General features: G+C 71.9%; 12 protein-coding genes. 7 read left to right on the top strand and 5 right to left on the bottom strand.

Going from position 1 to position 15,606, the window contains the following annotated elements:
* Positions 1-21 precede the first annotated feature (21 nt).
* Complete coding sequence (locus tag ABIA35_RS07925) at positions 22-4,410, bottom strand: FtsK/SpoIIIE domain-containing protein (protein ID WP_370357484.1); 4,389 nt, start codon at positions 4,408-4,410, stop codon at positions 22-24.
* Positions 4,411-4,541: 131 nt separating this feature from the next.
* Here ABIA35_RS07925 and ABIA35_RS07920 point away from each other — a divergent pair, with 131 nt between their 5' ends.
* On the top strand, positions 4,542-5,270 hold the full coding sequence (locus ABIA35_RS07920; RefSeq protein WP_370335402.1) for an A24 family peptidase: 729 nt from the start codon (positions 4,542-4,544) through the stop codon (positions 5,268-5,270).
* A gap of 66 nt (positions 5,271-5,336) precedes the next feature.
* Here ABIA35_RS07920 and ABIA35_RS07915 read toward each other — a convergent pair whose 3' ends face one another.
* Both ABIA35_RS07915 and ABIA35_RS07910 read right to left on the bottom strand, forming a co-directional pair.
* Positions 5,337-5,819, bottom strand: coding sequence for a hypothetical protein (locus ABIA35_RS07915; RefSeq protein ID WP_370335403.1), 483 nt, complete (start codon positions 5,817-5,819; stop codon positions 5,337-5,339).
* 296 nt (positions 5,820-6,115) lie between these two features.
* Entirely contained in the window at positions 6,116-6,373 is a 258-nt protein-coding gene (locus ABIA35_RS07910) for a hypothetical protein (RefSeq protein ID WP_370335405.1), read from the bottom strand.
* A 333-nt stretch (positions 6,374-6,706) separates the two neighbouring features.
* Between ABIA35_RS07910 and ABIA35_RS07905 the strand changes: the two genes are divergently transcribed.
* The 3 genes from ABIA35_RS07905 (at position 6,707) to ispF (ending at position 8,593) form a co-directional block, all read left to right on the top strand.
* A complete protein-coding gene (locus ABIA35_RS07905) occupies positions 6,707-7,189 on the top strand; it encodes a CarD family transcriptional regulator (protein ID WP_015796693.1) in 483 nt (160 codons plus the stop codon).
* Positions 7,190-7,346: 157 nt separating this feature from the next.
* The gene (gene ispD, locus ABIA35_RS07900; RefSeq protein WP_370335407.1) at positions 7,347-8,111 is read left to right on the top strand and encodes a 2-C-methyl-D-erythritol 4-phosphate cytidylyltransferase; all 765 of its coding nucleotides are present in this window, start codon (positions 7,347-7,349) and stop codon (positions 8,109-8,111) included.
* Positions 8,108-8,593, top strand: coding sequence for a 2-C-methyl-D-erythritol 2,4-cyclodiphosphate synthase (gene ispF / locus ABIA35_RS07895; protein WP_370335409.1), 486 nt, complete (start codon positions 8,108-8,110; stop codon positions 8,591-8,593). Before ispD ends, ispF begins: the two co-directional genes overlap by 4 nt.
* Positions 8,594-8,706: 113 nt before the next feature.
* Here the strand turns inward: ispF and ABIA35_RS07890 are convergent, their stop codons facing one another.
* Positions 8,707-10,314, bottom strand: a complete 1,608-nt coding sequence (locus tag ABIA35_RS07890; RefSeq protein WP_370335411.1) for a phytoene desaturase family protein — start codon at positions 10,312-10,314, stop codon at positions 8,707-8,709.
* A gap of 173 nt (positions 10,315-10,487) precedes the next feature.
* On the opposite strand from ABIA35_RS07890, the gene ABIA35_RS07885 reads away from it, so the two are divergent.
* The gene (locus tag ABIA35_RS07885; RefSeq protein WP_370357483.1) at positions 10,488-11,735 is read left to right on the top strand and encodes a hypothetical protein; all 1,248 of its coding nucleotides are present in this window, start codon (positions 10,488-10,490) and stop codon (positions 11,733-11,735) included.
* A gap of 7 nt (positions 11,736-11,742) precedes the next feature.
* On the opposite strand, the gene ABIA35_RS07880 is transcribed toward ABIA35_RS07885, so the two are convergent.
* Complete coding sequence (locus tag ABIA35_RS07880) at positions 11,743-12,984, bottom strand: multidrug effflux MFS transporter (protein ID WP_370357482.1); 1,242 nt, start codon at positions 12,982-12,984, stop codon at positions 11,743-11,745.
* 65 nt (positions 12,985-13,049) lie between these two features.
* Between ABIA35_RS07880 and cysS the strand changes: the two genes are divergently transcribed.
* The gene (cysS, locus tag ABIA35_RS07875) at positions 13,050-14,459 is read left to right on the top strand and encodes a cysteine--tRNA ligase (RefSeq protein WP_370335416.1); all 1,410 of its coding nucleotides are present in this window, start codon (positions 13,050-13,052) and stop codon (positions 14,457-14,459) included.
* Between the two features lie 120 nt (positions 14,460-14,579).
* Positions 14,580-15,599, top strand: coding sequence for a 23S rRNA (guanosine(2251)-2'-O)-methyltransferase RlmB (gene rlmB / locus ABIA35_RS07870; RefSeq protein WP_370335418.1), 1,020 nt, complete (start codon positions 14,580-14,582; stop codon positions 15,597-15,599).
* Positions 15,600-15,606 lie beyond the last annotated feature (7 nt).

Below are 15,606 nucleotides of genomic sequence, written 5' to 3'. Positions count from 1 at the left end.
CGAACCACCATCAACCCCGCCTCACTCCGCGGGCACCTGAACCGTCCGCACCTCGCCGTCGCCGAGGTGCAGCAGCGCGCGCCCGGCCTGGATCTGGCCGCCGACCTGGCCGCGGCTGACCCGCACCCCGATCAGGTCGCCGTCCATCGGCGACTGCGGCGAGAGCAGCGCGCCGCGGCGGCCGCGACGGGCGTCGACGTGCCAGCCGCTGAAGCCGGTGTTCAGGTCCTCCGCGCTGCCCGCGATGACCAGGGCCTGGCCGCGGTCGCCGCCCTGGCTGATCAGGTCGCGCAGGACGCTGCCGGCCGGGGCCTCCTTGAGCATCTCCGCGTCGTCGATCAGGACGCAGACCGGGTGGCCGCCGGCGGCGTCCAGGGCCGAGCGCAGCTCCTCCTCGCCGAGGTCGGAGCTCTCGAAGACGGCCAGGACGCCGCGCTCGCCGGCCATCTTGCGCAGCGGCGAGTTGCGCGGGGCCACCAGGATCACCTGCGAGCCCTGGACCACCAGGGTGCGGGCCATCATCACCAGCATCGTGGAGCGGCCGGACTTGGGGGGACCGGCGATCAGGAACGCCGGGACGCCGTCGCCGAGGTCGGGGCCGGCCCCGATCAGCTCGTCGCCGCCGACGCCGGCCAGGGCCCACAGCGGCCGGCCCTGCGAGGCCTCGTCGCGCAGCTCCCAGGCCTCGGCCAGGGTGATGCGGTTGGGCAGGACGTCCACCCGGAACGGCCGGCGGGCGCGCGGGATCTGCGCGTCGCGGGCCCGGGCCTGCTCGGCGATCGCCGCCAGGGCCGCGGCCTGCGCCTGGCCGGAGCCGTCCGGCGTGAGCAGCGCGACCTGGGTCTCCAGGCCGGACTCCGAGCGGAAGGCGCGGCCGGCGGCGATCTCGTCCGGGATCTTGCGCGGGTGCAGGCCGATCAGTCCGAAGTCGGACTTGTCCGGGAGCCGGAAGGACATCTTGTCCTCGGTCAGCGAGGCGATGCGGCCGGAGAGCACCAGGCGGTCGCCGGTCATGATGACGTGCACGCCGGCGCCCTGGCCCTCGCGCATGATCTTCATGATCTGGTCGGTCAGCACCCCGCCGTCGATCTCGCCGAGCGAGCCCAGGAAGCCGTCCCAGCGGTCCAGGAACACCACGATGTGCGGCAGCTTCTGGTCCGCCGGCACCGACATGCGCTGCTCGATGATGCTGGCGTAGCCCTGCGAGGCCAGCTTCTCCTGGCGGTCGCTGATCTCCTGCATCAGGCGGTTGATCAGCCGGGTGGCGCGCTCGGACTGCTGCCGCTGCACCACCGCGCCGCAGTGCGGCAGCGCGGTCAGCGGGAGCAGGGCGCCGGAGCCGCAGTCGATGCCGTAGATGTGGACGTCGGCCGTGGACTGGGTGAGCGCGATCGCGCCGGCCATCGTGCGCAGCAGCTGCGAGCGGCCCGAGCGGGGCGCGCCGGCGATGAGCGTGTGGCCCAGGGAGGCGAAGTCCAGCACCGCCGCGCGCCGCGCCTGCAGCGACGGCAGGTCGTCGATGCCCCACGGGATCGGCGCCAGGTCGTGGCCGCCGTGCCGGCGCACCGGGGGCACGTCCGACAGCAGCACCGTGTCCTGCAGAGCCGGCAGCCACGGCGAGTGCTGCGGCGGGATCTGCATCGCGGCGTTCGCCTCGCGGATCGCGTCGACCAGCACCTTCAGGTCGGTGATCTCCGCGTCGTCCTCGACCTTGGGGCCCTCGGGCTTCTTCGGCGGCGCGGCCGCCAGCCCCGGCCAGTCCAGCCGGGTGCTCCACACCGAGGACTGCGACACCACGTTGGCGCCGGGGCGCCGCCCGCCGACGCGTCCGGCCTGGAACGGCACCAGCGAGTTGGCACCGAGCCGCACGTAGGCGCGGCCGGGCGTCGACTTGGAGATGAAGCCGGCCGAGGGGTCGTCGATGACGTCCGTGGACTCGTTGCCGTCGGTGACGCGCAGCGCGATCCGCAGGTTGGTGTTGGCCCGGATCTCCGGCGAGACCACACCGGAGGGTCGCTGCGTGGCCAGCAGCAGGTGGATGCCCAGCGAACGGCCTCGCTGGGCGATGTTGACCAGACCGGTCACGAAGTCCGGCAGCTCGCGGACCATCGAGGCGAACTCGTCGATCACGATCAGCAGCCGCGGCATCGGCGACAGGTGCGTGTTCTTCTTCCTGATGTCGCCGTAGTCCTCGATGTCCTTGGCGCCGGCCTCGGCCAGGATGTGCTCCCGCCGCTTCAGCTCCGCGCCCAACGACTCCAGGGCCCGCTCCACCAGGTGGTTGTCCAGGTCGGTGACCATGCCGACGGTGTGCGGCAGCTGGACACAGTCCTTGAACGCCGAACCGCCCTTGTAATCCACCAGCACGAACGTCATCGCGGTCGGCTTGTTGGCCACCGCCAGCGAGGCCACGATCGTCTGCAGCAGCTCGGACTTGCCGGCGCCGGTGGTACCGGCGATCAGGCCGTGCGGGCCGTCGCGGCGGATGTCGATGCCGAACGGGCCGTCGAAGGACTCGCCCAGCATCGCCATCGTGGTCTCGCCGCCCATGGTCCAGCGCGCGGCGATGGCCTGGCTGGTCGGCGGCTCCAGGCCCAGCACGTCCAGCAGGCGCGCCGAGTTCGGGATGCCGCTGGCCTCCTCGTTGCCGGAGACGTCGCGCACCGCGGCCAGGCCGCGCACCAGGCGCTGGCACCACACCGGGGACACCGCGTCGGGGCGCACGCCGCGCAGCATGTCGCTGCCGACCTGCTGCACCCGCAGGCCCTGCGGCTCCACGACCACGATGGCCTGGCACTCGCCGGGCAGGAAGCGGTCCTCGCCGTCCAGGCAGATGGAGCGGATGCCGACCATCGGGCCCTGCTGCAGGACCTGGATCATGCCGGGCATGGAGCGCAGCCGGCGCGAGCCGTCCAGGATCACCACGATGTCGGGGTCCTTGAACGTGAGGTTCTCGCCGCCGCTGGCGGCGTGCTCCTTCATGCGGAAGCTCAGCTGCTGGGACAGCTCGGCGATGCGCTGCGCCACGGTCTCGGCGTCGGTGCCGATCAGGGCGCTGGCGTTCTGGCCGGAGCCGGGCCGCAGGTGCGGCAGCCAGCGCATCCACTCCCAGTCCTGCTGGGCGTGGGAGTCGGTGAGCAGCACGAACTGCACGTCGTCCGGGCTGGACAGGGCCGCGGTCTGGGCCACCAGCCAGCGGGCCAGGGCGCGCGGGGTGCCGGCCGGGCCGGCGACGCCGATCACGCCGCGCTCCTTGAACGGGATGACCACCGGGGCCTCCGGGACGGTCCAGGCGACGTTGCGCCGGTGCTCGTCCTGCTCGGGGTCCTCCAGCACGACCTCGGAGTCCTGGTCCAGGGTGCCGACCCGGAGCAGCAGGTGGTCGTTGTCGCGCCGGCGCCGCTCCCACAGCCGCTGGCGCGGGCCGATGCCGATGTCCAGCAGCGTCGCCGGGTCCGGGCTCTCCTGCCGCCGGGCGTTGCGCTCCAGCGACAGCGCGTCGCGGGCGTCCTGCTCGATGCGCGCCTTCTTCGCCTCGTAGTCGGCGACCTGCTGGGCGTAGGTGGTCTTGCCGGTCTTCTTCTCCTGCCAGTAGTTGCCCATCATCATCAGCGGCGACATCGCCGCCATCATCAGATACTGCGGGCGCCCCATCATCACGGCCATGAGGACCGCGCCCATCACCGGCAGGACCAGCATCACGATCGGGAACGGCCGCTTGTGCTCGTCCCGGACCGGGCTGGGCAGCTTGAACTTGGTCTGGCGCTCCGGCGGCAGGATGCGCGGCGGCCGGTTGTAGTCCAGGAACGCGCCGTCCTCGGAGGGGGTCAGCGCGGCGTCCGGCGGCGTGTAGTAGCCGACCTCGAGGATCGTCGTGCCGATCACGACCTGCATCCCCGGCTTCCACTCGGCCTCCCCGACCAGTGGCTGCTTCTCCAGGGTCGCGGCCACGCCCTCGTACGGGGCCACGCGGATCACACCTCGGACATCCAGGCTGACCCGCAGCGCGAAGTCTGATATGCCCGGGTCGTCGATCTTCACACGGTTACGCCGCGACCGTCCGATGTCGGCGTAACCGGGGTTTATTCGGTGCACGCCACCGGCGTCCGGTCCGCCGGCGACCCGGACCTCGACCGTGCCGTACGGCTCGGCGGGCAGACAGCCCGAAGGATTGTGGAGTGAGACCACTGAGCCCTCGCGCAGAGGCGAGGAGGCCAAAGAGTGGCGTTGGTCCACGAGATTGCCGTCCACGAACAGGAGGGGTGGCGACCCCGGGTTCGATCCCTGCGTCCCCAGCATCCGACCCAACTGGTCCGCGACCTGTGGGATCGATGACTCCCCGTCCGCGTCCAGCAGTGCGTCCATCCAGGAGCCCTGGACAGGATCCACCACCGTCAACGTCATACGCATGACTCGGAAGTCTACGGCCAGCGGCGTCAGGGGATAAGGTCCGCCCTGACAAGCGCGGATCGGCCACCGGGACCCCTCGTTCGCCCCGGCGCGACCACGATCGGCTCACGACGGGCCGGCAGGAGGCTCCCATGGATGTCGGCGCGGCGATAGCCCTGGTCGGGGTGCTGTGCGCACCGGCGCTGGCGCGCGGGGCGTATCAGATGTCGGTCGACGCCGGCACGCCCGCGCGGCAGCGCTGCGGCCACTGCGGCGTGCGGCTGCCGGCCGGCCGGGTCCGGTTCGCGCTGTGGCCGGGCCGCTGCGGCGCGTGCCGGGAGCAGCTCGGGCCGCGGGTGTGGATGGTGGCCGTGGCGGCGGCGATCGGCGGATTCGCGGTCGGGCACCGGCTGGGCAGCGATCCCGCGACCCCGGCATTCCTGGTCCTCGCCCTGGGCTGCGTCCTGCTCGCCTTCATCGACCTGGCCGTACGCCGGCTGCCGGACCAGCTGACCGCGCCGCTGGCCGTACTCGGCATGGTCGGCCTGGGCACCGCGTCGTATCTGGGCCGTGACATGACCCCGCTGCTCAGGGGACTGATCGCGGCCGCGCTCGCCGGCGGGCTCTTCCTGGGGCTGGCCTGGATCCGCCCCGACGGCGAGGGGATGGGGCTGGGCGACGCCAAGCTGGCCGCCGTGCTCGGCCTGTTCCTGGGCTACCTCGGCTGGCGGGACCTGGTGCTCGGCATGTTCGCCGGGACGTTCTCCGCGGCGCTGTTCGCCCTCGTCATGCTGCGCATGGGCCGGATGGACCGGAAGTCGGCGCTGACGTACGGGCCGTTCCTGATACTCGGGGCGGTCTTCGCAGTGCTCGTGAACTGAACGGCTGAGCGGGGCGCCCACCGGCAGTGGACGCCCCGCTCAGCCGGATCGCGCCGCGCGCGCCGGTCAGCTCGCGCTGGACGGCTGGAACTGCTGGTAGACCCCGGTGTTCGACTCGGTCGAGGCGGTCACGGAGATGGCCGCGCCGCCTGCGAAGGTCAGCGCCACCGGCGAGTTGTGGCCGGGGACCGAGCCGGAGTTGTTCAGCACCATCTTGGGGCCGTTCGGCGCGGCCAGGTTCAGCGCCGAGTGCGCGGCCAGGTCCAGGTTGCCGCCGGAGACCGACACGGACTTGCCGTTGACGGTGACGCCGGACAGCTGGGCCGCCTGGTCGCCGTTGTTGACCACGGTGCCGGTCACCTGCGCGGTGCCGGTGGCCGGGTCGACGACCACGACCATGTCCAGGGCCTGGAGGTCGCCGCTGGCGCCGGCGGCGAAGTTGGGCTGGATCTGCAGGGTCTCGGCGCCACCGCCGGCGGCGCAGCCGGTCGCGACCGCTGCGGTGCCGGCGACTGCGGCGATGACGAGGGCGATGCGCATGCTCTTCACGGCGGAACGGCTCCTAGACGGTCCAACTGGCTCACGGGCCGCCGCCCTTGTCGATCGCGGTGGTGCCGGGCCCGGTCGCGGATTCGTGCGACTTCCCGACCACCCGATGAAATGGCGGCTCGCAGCCAGTGTAAAAGGGCCTCAGATCCGTTCCGGGCCCGGGGCCCGATCCGCCGGAGTGATGTTCGCTACGTGCCCGGCGCGCGGGCACGCCGCAGGCCCGCACGGCGGGACCGCCTGGACCGTGTGTCAGAGCCGTGCCGCGGCGCGCCTGGGGCCCGCCGCGGCGGCGGATCTCACCAGAAGACGAGGAACCCCAGGGCGCGCCCGACACGCCGGGACAGCCCGGCCAGGGCACGGAAGGGCCACGTCAGCGCGGACCAGGTCCTCGCCCGGGCCTTGGCCCGCGCGACCTCCCGCCGGTAGGCCCGCACCTCGGCATCGAGGGCGGAGATGTCGTCCGGGACGATCACGACCTCGAAGCCGCTGTCGCCGCCGGGATCGCCGAAGGAACCGAAGGAGTGATCGCCGTTGTCGCGGCCTGGACTGTTCACCTGTGTCTGCACCCACCCCACGCGTTGTCGTCGGGAGCCGTAGCGTCATTGTGCGCTTTGCAGAGCGTTGTGCCCAGAGAGATGGGGCTCGTAATCCCGCTGGGATTCCCCGATTTTCCCCGTGTGCGCGATCGGGCGGGGATCGAGATCGACCAAGATCGACCGTCCGGCCCGCGGGTGATCGTCGGGCGCTTTGCGATGGCGATTGAGCTGCACGAGCACGCCGCAGGGGGGTTTGTCAAGCCCCCACGGGTACGCTGACCTGCGCAAACGGTCTTCAGAACGGGCGTATTACGTGGTATCCTGGAGAGCCACGGAAGGGGCACATATCACATGACGTTCAAAGTTGGCGAGACCGTGGTCTATCCCCATCATGGGGCCGCGCTCATCGAGGATATCGAGATCCGCGTGATCAAGGGCGAGCCGAAGGAATACCTCGTGCTGAAGGTGGCGCAAGGTGATCTGACCGTACGCGTGCCCTCTGAGAAGGCCGAGTACGTCGGCGTGCGCGACGTGGTCGACCAGGGCGGCCTGGAGCGCGTGTTCGACGTTCTGCGCGCGCCGCACACCGAGGAACCGACCAACTGGTCGCGCCGCTACAAGGCGAACATCGAGAAGATCCAGTCCGGCGACGTCATCAAGGTGGCCGAGGTGGTGCGCGACCTGTGGCGCCGCGACCGCGACCGCGGGCTGTCGGCCGGTGAGAAGCGCATGCTGGCCAAGGCGCGGCAGATCCTGGTCAGTGAGCTGGCGCTGGCCGAGGCCACGAACGAGGACAAGGCTGACGCCATCCTCGACGAGGTCCTGGCTTCCTAGGAGTCCTCGCTTCCCGCGAAGACTCGCCTGCTCCACCGCTTGTCCTGAATCGTGTGAGTACCATCGTTTCTTTTCAGCATGAGCACGCCATCCGGCCCCGCGGCTTCAGCCGCCGGGGCCGGCGGCTTGTTGTGCGCTAATGTCCCGGGCCGTGAGCATGAGTACTGATCCCGCCTCCGAGACCGCGGCCACGGCCGCGGCCGGACCCGGCCCCGCAGCCGAACCCGCAGCCGGACCCGGCCGGGTGGCCGTGATCGTCCCGGCCGCCGGCAAGGGCGAGCGGCTGGGCCCCGGCGCCCCGAAGGCCCTGCGCGAGTTGGGCGGCTTCCCGCTGCTGGTGCACGCGGTCCGCACCCTGGCCGCCGCGCGCTCGGTGGACCTGGTCGTGGTGGCCGCGCCGCCGGACCCGCAGGGCCTGGCCGAGGTGCAGCGCCTGGTGGCCGACCTGCCCGGCGACACCCGGGTGGTGGCCGGCGGGGCGAGCCGGCAGGAGTCGGTGGCGCTGGCGCTGGCGGCGCTGCCCGAGGACTGCGCCGTGGTCCTGGTCCACGACGCCGCCCGCGCGCTGACCCCGGTCGACGTCATCGAGGCCGTGGTGGCCGCGGTGCGCGGCGGGGCCGGCGCGGTGATCCCGGTGCTGCCGGTGGCCGACACCATCAAGGCCGTGGACGGCGACCTGGTCACCGCGACCGTGGACCGCTCCACGCTGCGCGCCGTCCAGACCCCTCAGGGCTTCACCCGCGGCGTCCTGACCAAGGCGCACGCGGCCTCCGACCCGGCGGCCCCGGCCACCGACGACGCCGGGCTGGTCGAGGCGCTCGGCCTGCCGGTCCGCACGGTCCCCGGCCACGCCGAGGCCTTCAAGATCACCACACCGTTCGACCTGGTCCTGGCCGAGGCCGTGCTCAGGAGGCGGCGGTGACCGCGCTGCCCCTGGTGGGCATCGGGGTCGACGTCCACGCCTTCGAGGAAGGGCGCGAACTCTGGATCGGCGGCCTGCACTGGCCCGGCGAGGTCGGACTGGCCGGACACTCGGACGCCGACGTGGTCGCGCACGCCGCGTGTAACGCGCTGTTCTCGGCGGCCGGGCTCGGCGACCTCGGGGCCCAGTTCGGGACCAGCGACCCGGAATGGGCCGGCGCGTCGGGACTGAAGCTGCTCGGCGAGGCGGCGCGCCGGGTGCGCGAGGCCGGGTTCGAGATCGGGAACGTGTCGGTGCAGCTGGTCGGTACGCGGCCGCGGATCGGCAAGCGGCGCGCGGAATCCGAACAGGTGCTCAGCCAGGCCGCCGGGGCCCCGGTCCGGCTGGCCGCCGCGACCACCGACGGGCTCGGATTCACCGGCCGGGGCGAAGGGCTCGCGGGAATCGCGACCGCCATCGTGGTCCCGCGCGATCGACAGTGATCCCGCGGTCACGGCCCGCTGACAAAAGCATGATCATCCCACGAACGTGGGTCTTTATTCGCGGACCCGGCACAACGCCGAAACCCCGTGTGCTAGGAATGGAAACGTGAACCTCATATCCCGCTGCTGCGCCTACGACCCGCGTCGGCGACGCGGTCGAGAACTGCACGTGCAGCGTTGTGGCCGGGGATTCCGGACACACCGCCTCCGCGGCGCGCGCCAGCGCCGCAGATGAGGACGTTGTCGATCCCGGTCTCCACGCCCCACTTGCCCACCTGGTCCGCGCGCTCGGCGTAGGGCCAGGACAGGTCCCGGTGGAAGATGTGGCCGCCGGGCATCGCCAGCTCCGCCTGCAGGTCCTCGGTCGTCTTGGCCTCCAGGCACGGCCGGCCCTGCGCGTCCAGCGCCAGGCAGTCGGCCAGCGGCTCCTCCAGGTAGGCGTCCAGGCCCGCCACCGCCGCCCGCACCATCTCCTCCTTCGTCGCGCCGCCGGGCAGGGTGTGCAGCGAGAACAGCGTCAGCGTCTGCACGTCCGGCCGCTTGAGCAGCTCCTTGCCCAGGATCGAGCGGTCCGTGAGGGTGTGGCAGTAGACCTCGGAGGGCAGCGGGTTCGGCAGCTTGCCGGCGTGGGAGTCCTGATAGGCCTGGCGCAGGTGCGCGGCGCCCTCGTCGATGTGGAAGGTGCCGGCGAAGGCCACGTGCGGGTCGGCCCCGGACTTCAGCCGCGGCAGATGGTCCAGCAGCATGTTGATCTTCAGCTGGGTGCCCTGGGGCTGCGGAGTCCCGGCCCCGCCGCGGCCCAGCAGCCGGGTCAGGACCGCCGGCGCCACCCCGGCCAGCACGTACCCGGCCTGCACGACCTGCTCGGCGCCGTCCCGGTCCCGGTAGGTGACCTCGGCGCGGCCGCCGCCGGCGTCCGGGTCGATGTGCGTGACCTCAACCCCGGTGAGGATCCGCGCGCCGGCGTCCACGGCCGACCGGTGCAGCGCGTCGGTGACGCTGCCCATGCCGCCGATCGGGACCCGCCACTCGCCGCTGCCGTTGCCCATCACGTGGTACAGGAAGCACCGGTTCTGCTTCAGGCCGGCATCCCCGGCCCAGCTGTCGGTGCCGATCAGGGCGTCGGTGAGCACCACGCCGCGCACCAGGTCGTCGCCGAAGAAGCGCTCCACGGCCGCACCGATCGGCTGCTCGAACACCCACTCCCAGGCCTGCCCGGCGCCCTCCTCGCGGACCAGCGCCTCCATCTGCCCGCGGCCCAGCAGCGGGTTCAGCAGCGTCGGAGCCAGTGCCCGCGCCAGCCGGCCGAGCTGCTCGTAGAACTTGGTCCAGGCCCGGAACTCGGCATCGCCCCCGGTCAGACGCCGGAAGCTCTCCTCGGTGGCGGCCCCGGCACGCCGCTCGACCAGCAGCCCGGTGTCACTCCCGGACCGGCGCACCGGCGTGTAGGAGGAGACCGGCCGGCTGCGCAGCTCGATGACCAGCTCCAGGTTCCGCACGATCGTGTAGGGCAGCAACGACACCAGGTAGGAGTAGCGCGACAAACGGGCGTCGACCCCGGCGAACGGCGAGGCGCTGACCGCGGCACCGCCGACGGCGTCCAGCCGCTCCAGCAAGGTGACGTGCAGTCCGGCGCGCGCCAGGTAGGCCGCGGCCACCAGCGCGTTGTGACCGCCCCCGACCACGACGACGTCGTGGCGCGAGGCGCCGGGGCGAGGCATACGCTCGGCTCGTTCAGGCAGTGCCACTGTCACCTCGGGCGTCCTTCCCTGTCTGGTCCCGATCATCCCACGTCGGGCCCGCATACCCGGCGTGGGTCTGGCATCCCGGCGCGCCGGTGGGGTATACCAGGCCTCTGTTGCCGGGCGGCGCGCCCGGTGGAGGGGGTGGGGGGATGTCCGTCGAGTCGAACGACGCGGCCGAGAAGCAGGTCTGGCACCCGGCGGCGACGATGGACGCCGCCATCAAAGCCGAGGTCCGGGCAGCCGTCAGCGCGGCCGGGGAGGCCATCGCCGGCACGGGCGAGCACGACCCGGCCGGGACGGGCGATCTCGAACAAACCATGGTCGTGAAGTACGTTCCCCTTCCGGCTCCACCGGAACCCGCCCCACCAGTCCCTGTGATGACTTCGGAACCACCGGCCCTGAACCCGGAGCTCATAGCCCGCACCATCGCCCGCGCCGAGGCCCTGGCCGAGCTAGGACGCCGCCAGCAGGCTCTGGACGTCCTCAATGAACTGATCGTGGCCGGCGCCCAGGACGTCCGCGTCTGGCGGGCCCTGGCCGCGGTCTACCTGGAGACCGGCGACGGCGAGAAGGCACTGCGCGCAGCCGACTGGGTCGTCACCTTCGCCCCCGACGACGAATGGGGCCACCGGCTCCGAGCCTCGGCCCTGCGCCTCCTGTCCCGCCTCGACGAAGCCGTCGCCGCCGCCGAACAAGCGGTCCGCCTCGGCCCCCAGGTCTGGCAGAGCCGCGCCAGCCTGGCCGCCGCCCTCGAAGCCAGCGGCGACCTCTCCCAGGCCGCGGCCGAGGCCCGCCGGGCATCCCAGATGGCCGCGGAACTCGGCCCGGAATCAGCCTCGGAGGCGAAGGAGATCGAGGAGGCCGTCGCCAAGGCCTCCGAGGAACACGAACACGAGGACCAGGTCCCCGAACCGGTGGCCCTGCTCGCCGACCTCGAAGCGGTCCTGGCCTCCCGCCCTGGCCCCGACGACGACAGCCTGGCCCACGTGGGCAACCTGGTCCTGCGCTCCATGGAGTTCAGCGCGGCGGCCGGCTGGCTGGTCGCCTTCGGCGGCGTGGCCATCCCGGGCTTCGACATCAGATTCCTGATCCCCCTGGCGGTCCTTCTCGTCCTCGCCGCCTGTCTCCTCGGCCCGGCTCGCAAAGCCGGCCGCGACCTCTGGCGCTATCTGGTCGAGTACCTGTGGCAGGACACGAAGACCCGAGTGGCGCTGGTGATGACGATCGCCGCCCACGTCTTCATGATCACCGGAAGCTCTCTCGGACACGTCCAGGGCGGCTCGACACTGATGGTCGGCCTGATCAGCCACCTGGTGGGCCGGCTGACGCTGCACCGGAAGGCGCCGGAGCTGAATCCGGTGCGCCGGGCCGGCACGGCGGCTCGGACGGCGGAGTAGCCAGACCTCAGGCCACCGCGGGCTCCGCAGCCAATTCGCCGACGGCCCGCGGCGCCCGCACCAACACCACGCGCATCACCACCGCCGCGGCGCTCAACCCGAAGATGACCAGCGCCATCGGCATCCCGCTCGTCTTGCTCCCCAGCCCGGTCAGCGGCGCGAAGATCGCCCCGAACAGGAACTGCCCGGTCCCGATCAGCGCCGATGCCGCGCCGGCCACCGCGGGCTCGTAGCCGGACAGCGCCAGCGCCGTCACCTGCGGCATGATCACGCCGATCGACGAGACCATCAGGAACAACCCCACCAGCGTCCCGGCCAGATCGCCTCCGAACCACGCCGTGGCCGCCAGCAGAATCGTGCTCCCGCCGAACGACATCACCAGCCCCGCCCCGAGCAGCCGGCTCGCCGCGACGCGCCCCACCAACCGCCCGCTGATCTGTCCGGCGATCATGATCCCGAGCGCATTGCTCCCGAACGCGAAGCTGAACTCCTGCTTGCTCAGCCCATGAATGTTCTCCAGCACGAACGGCGAGCCCGAGATGTAGGCGAACATCGCCGCGAACGCGAAGCCGCCGGTCAGGATGTAGCCCATGAAGCGCCGGTCGCGCATCAGGACCCGGAACGTCCGCAGCGTCGCCGGCAGGCCGCCACCTGAATTCCCGCGCGCCCCCGCCGGCAGCGTCTCCTTCAGCCCGAGCACCGCGGCGGCGAGCAGCGCCACGCCGATCGCCGCCAGCACCACGAACACCCCGCGCCAGCTCATGAAGCGGGTCAGCTGCCCGCCGATGACCGGGGCCAGGATCGGCGCCAGCCCGTTCACCAGCATCAGCGTCGCGAAGAACTTCGTGAGGGCGTCGCCCTCATACAGATCCCGCACCATCGCCCGCGAGATCACCAGCCCCGCCGCCCCCGCGAGTCCCTGCAACAACCGCGCGGCAGTGAGCGAGTACACGTCGGGAGCCAACGCGCAGAACAGCGACGTCGCCGCATAAGCGATCAGCCCGATCGCCAGCGGCTTCTTACGCCCCCAAGCGTCCGACATCGGACCGGCCACCAGCTGCCCGACCGCCAACCCGATCATGCACGCGGTCAGCGTCAGCTGGACGTTCGCCTCGGGCGTCCGGAAGGAATGCGCCAGATCCGGCAGCGCGGGCAGATACATGTCGAGCGACAACGGCCCGAACATGGAAAGACCCCCCAATATCAGGAGCAACTTCAGCGGGGCCCGGTTCGAGTTCGAACGTGTCACCACCCTATGGAAACACAGCGCAACTGAAGACAATTTCGCCTTCCACCCCCCGGTATCCTTGGGGAATGACTCTCCGCCTGTATGACACCGCCGCGCGAGCCACGCGCGAGTTCGTACCCGTCACACCAGGCAAGGTCTCGATCTATCTGTGTGGCGCCACCGTCCAGGCCCCGCCGCACATCGGCCACGTCCGCTCGCAGCTCTCCTTCGACATCGTCCGCCGCTGGTTCGAGTACCGCGGGTACGACGTCACCTTCGTGCGCAACGTCACCGACATCGACGACAAGATCATCCGCAAGGCCGCCGAGCAGGGTGTGGAGACCTGGCGGGTCGCGCAGGCCAACGAGTACGCGTTCCAGAACGCCTACCGGCTCCTGGGCTGCGAGGACCCCTCCGTCGAGCCGCGCGCCACCGGGCACATCCCGGAGATGATCGCGATGATGCGCAAGCTCATCGACGCCGGCCACGCCTACGCGGCCGGCGGCGACGTCTACTTCCGCGTGCGCTCCTTCCCCGAGTACGGCGCGCTGGCCCACTTCAGCGTGGACGACCTGGAGGAGCAGCCGCTCGACGACGTGGCCCCGACCACGCACAAGGAGGACCCGCACGACTTCACGCTCTGGAAGGCGTCGAAGCCGGGCGAGCCGTTCTGGGACACGCCGTGGGGCCCGGGGCGTCCGGGCTGGCACCTGGAGTGCTCCGCGATGGCGCACCGCTATCTGGGCACGAACTTCGACATCCACGGCGGCGGCGTCGACCTGATCTTCCCGCACCACGAGAACGAGCAGGCGCAGTCGCACGCGTTCGGCGACAAGTTCACCAACTACTGGATGCACAACGGCTGGGTCACCCTCAAGAACGAGAAGATGTCCAAGTCGCTGGGCAACTCGGTGCTGGTCACCGAACTGGCCAAGCAGTACCGGCCGGTGGTCCTGCGCTACTACCTCGGCACCCCGCACTACCGCTCGATGATCGAGTACACGGAGGACTCGCTGCGCGAGGCCGACACCGCGTACTCGCGCATCGAGGGCTTCGTCACCCGCGCCCTGGAGGCGGTCGGCCCGACCGGGGCCGCCGAGCAGGTTCCGACGGCGTTCGCGGAGTCCATGGACGACGACTTCGGCGTCCCGGGCGCGGTGGCCGTCCTCTACAACACCGTCCGCGAGGGCAACACCGCCCTGGCGTCCGGCGACAAGGAGGGCGTGGCCTCGCACCTGGCCTCGGTGCTGAAGATGCTGGACATCCTCGGCCTGAACCCGCTGGACGAGCAGTGGGCCGGGGCCGCGGGCGCCCCCGGCTCGGCCACCGACCTGCGGCCGGCCGTCGACAGTCTGGTCAAGGTGGCGCTGGAGCAGCGGCAGGCCGCGCGCGAACGCAAGGACTACGCCGCCTCCGACGCCATCCGCGACCAGCTGGCCCGGGCCGGCATCACCGTCGAGGACACCCCGAGCGGTCCGCGCTGGACCGTCGGCTAGCAATCGGCACCACGGGCTCATCGCCCGACCGGGCCCTCCCCACCGTGCCCCCGCCGCGCCGCAGGTAGCGTGGAGCGGGGGCACGGCCTCTGAGCAGAATTCACGAAGGAAAGAAACATCATGGCGAGCAAAGGCGGCGGCACCGGCGGCCGGGCGAACAAGCCGGGCGCGTCGAGCTCCCGGAAGGGCGCGCAGAAGGGCTCCGGCGGCCAGCGCCGCCAGGGCCTGGAGGGCCGCGGCCCGACACCCAAGGCCGAGGACCGCACCGGGCATCCGGCCAAGCGGCGCGCGGCGTCGTCGGCCAAACGCGCCGCCGCGGCCTCGAACCCGCGCTCCGGCGCCGGCACGCGCGGCACGTCCCGCCCGGTCCGGCGCACCCCCGGAAAGGGCGACGCCGAGCAGGTGGCGGGCCGCAACTCCGTGGTCGAGGCGCTGCGGGCGCAGGTGCCGGCCAAGGCCCTGTACGTCGCGCAGTACATCGACACCGACGACCGGGTCCGCGAGTCCATGAAGCTCGCGATGGAGCAGGGCGTGCCGCTGCTGGAGGCCCCGCGCCACGAGCTGGACCGGATGACCAACGGCACCCTGCACCAGGGCGTGATGCTGGTCATGCCGCCGTACGAGTACGCGCACCCGGACGACCTCCTGGAGGCGGTGTTCGCCAACGGCGACATCCCGCTGTTCGCGGCCCTGGACGGCGTCACCGACCCGCGCAACCTCGGGGCCGTGATGCGGTCCGTGGCGGCCTTCGGCGGGCACGGCGTGATCGTGCCGGAGCGCCGCGCCGCGGGCATGACGGCCGGCGCGTTCAAGGCCGCGGCCGGCGCCGGGGCCCGGCTGCCGGTGGCCCGCGCCGGGAACCTGACGCGCGCGCTGGAGGCGTACAAGAAGCAGGGCGTGATGATCGCCGGGCTGGCCGCCGACGGCGCGGTGCCGCTGCACGAGCTGGAGATCGCCACCGAGCCGCTGTGCCTGGTCGTCGGCTCCGAGGGCAAGGGCATGTCGCGCCTGGTGTCCGAGCTCTGCGACGTCACGGTCTCGATCCCGATCGCCTCCACGACCGAGTCGCTGAACGCCGGCGTCGCGGCCGGGATCGCGCTGTACGAGGTCAACCGCCGGCGCACCGAAGCGCGCGGCTGACCCCGAG

This window comes from Catenulispora sp. MAP12-49 (genome assembly GCF_041262705.1).
Lineage (GTDB): Bacteria > Actinomycetota > Actinomycetes > Streptomycetales > Catenulisporaceae > Catenulispora.
Note: the sequence above shows the minus strand (reverse complement) of the source record. Positions and strands in the feature narration are given on the sequence as shown.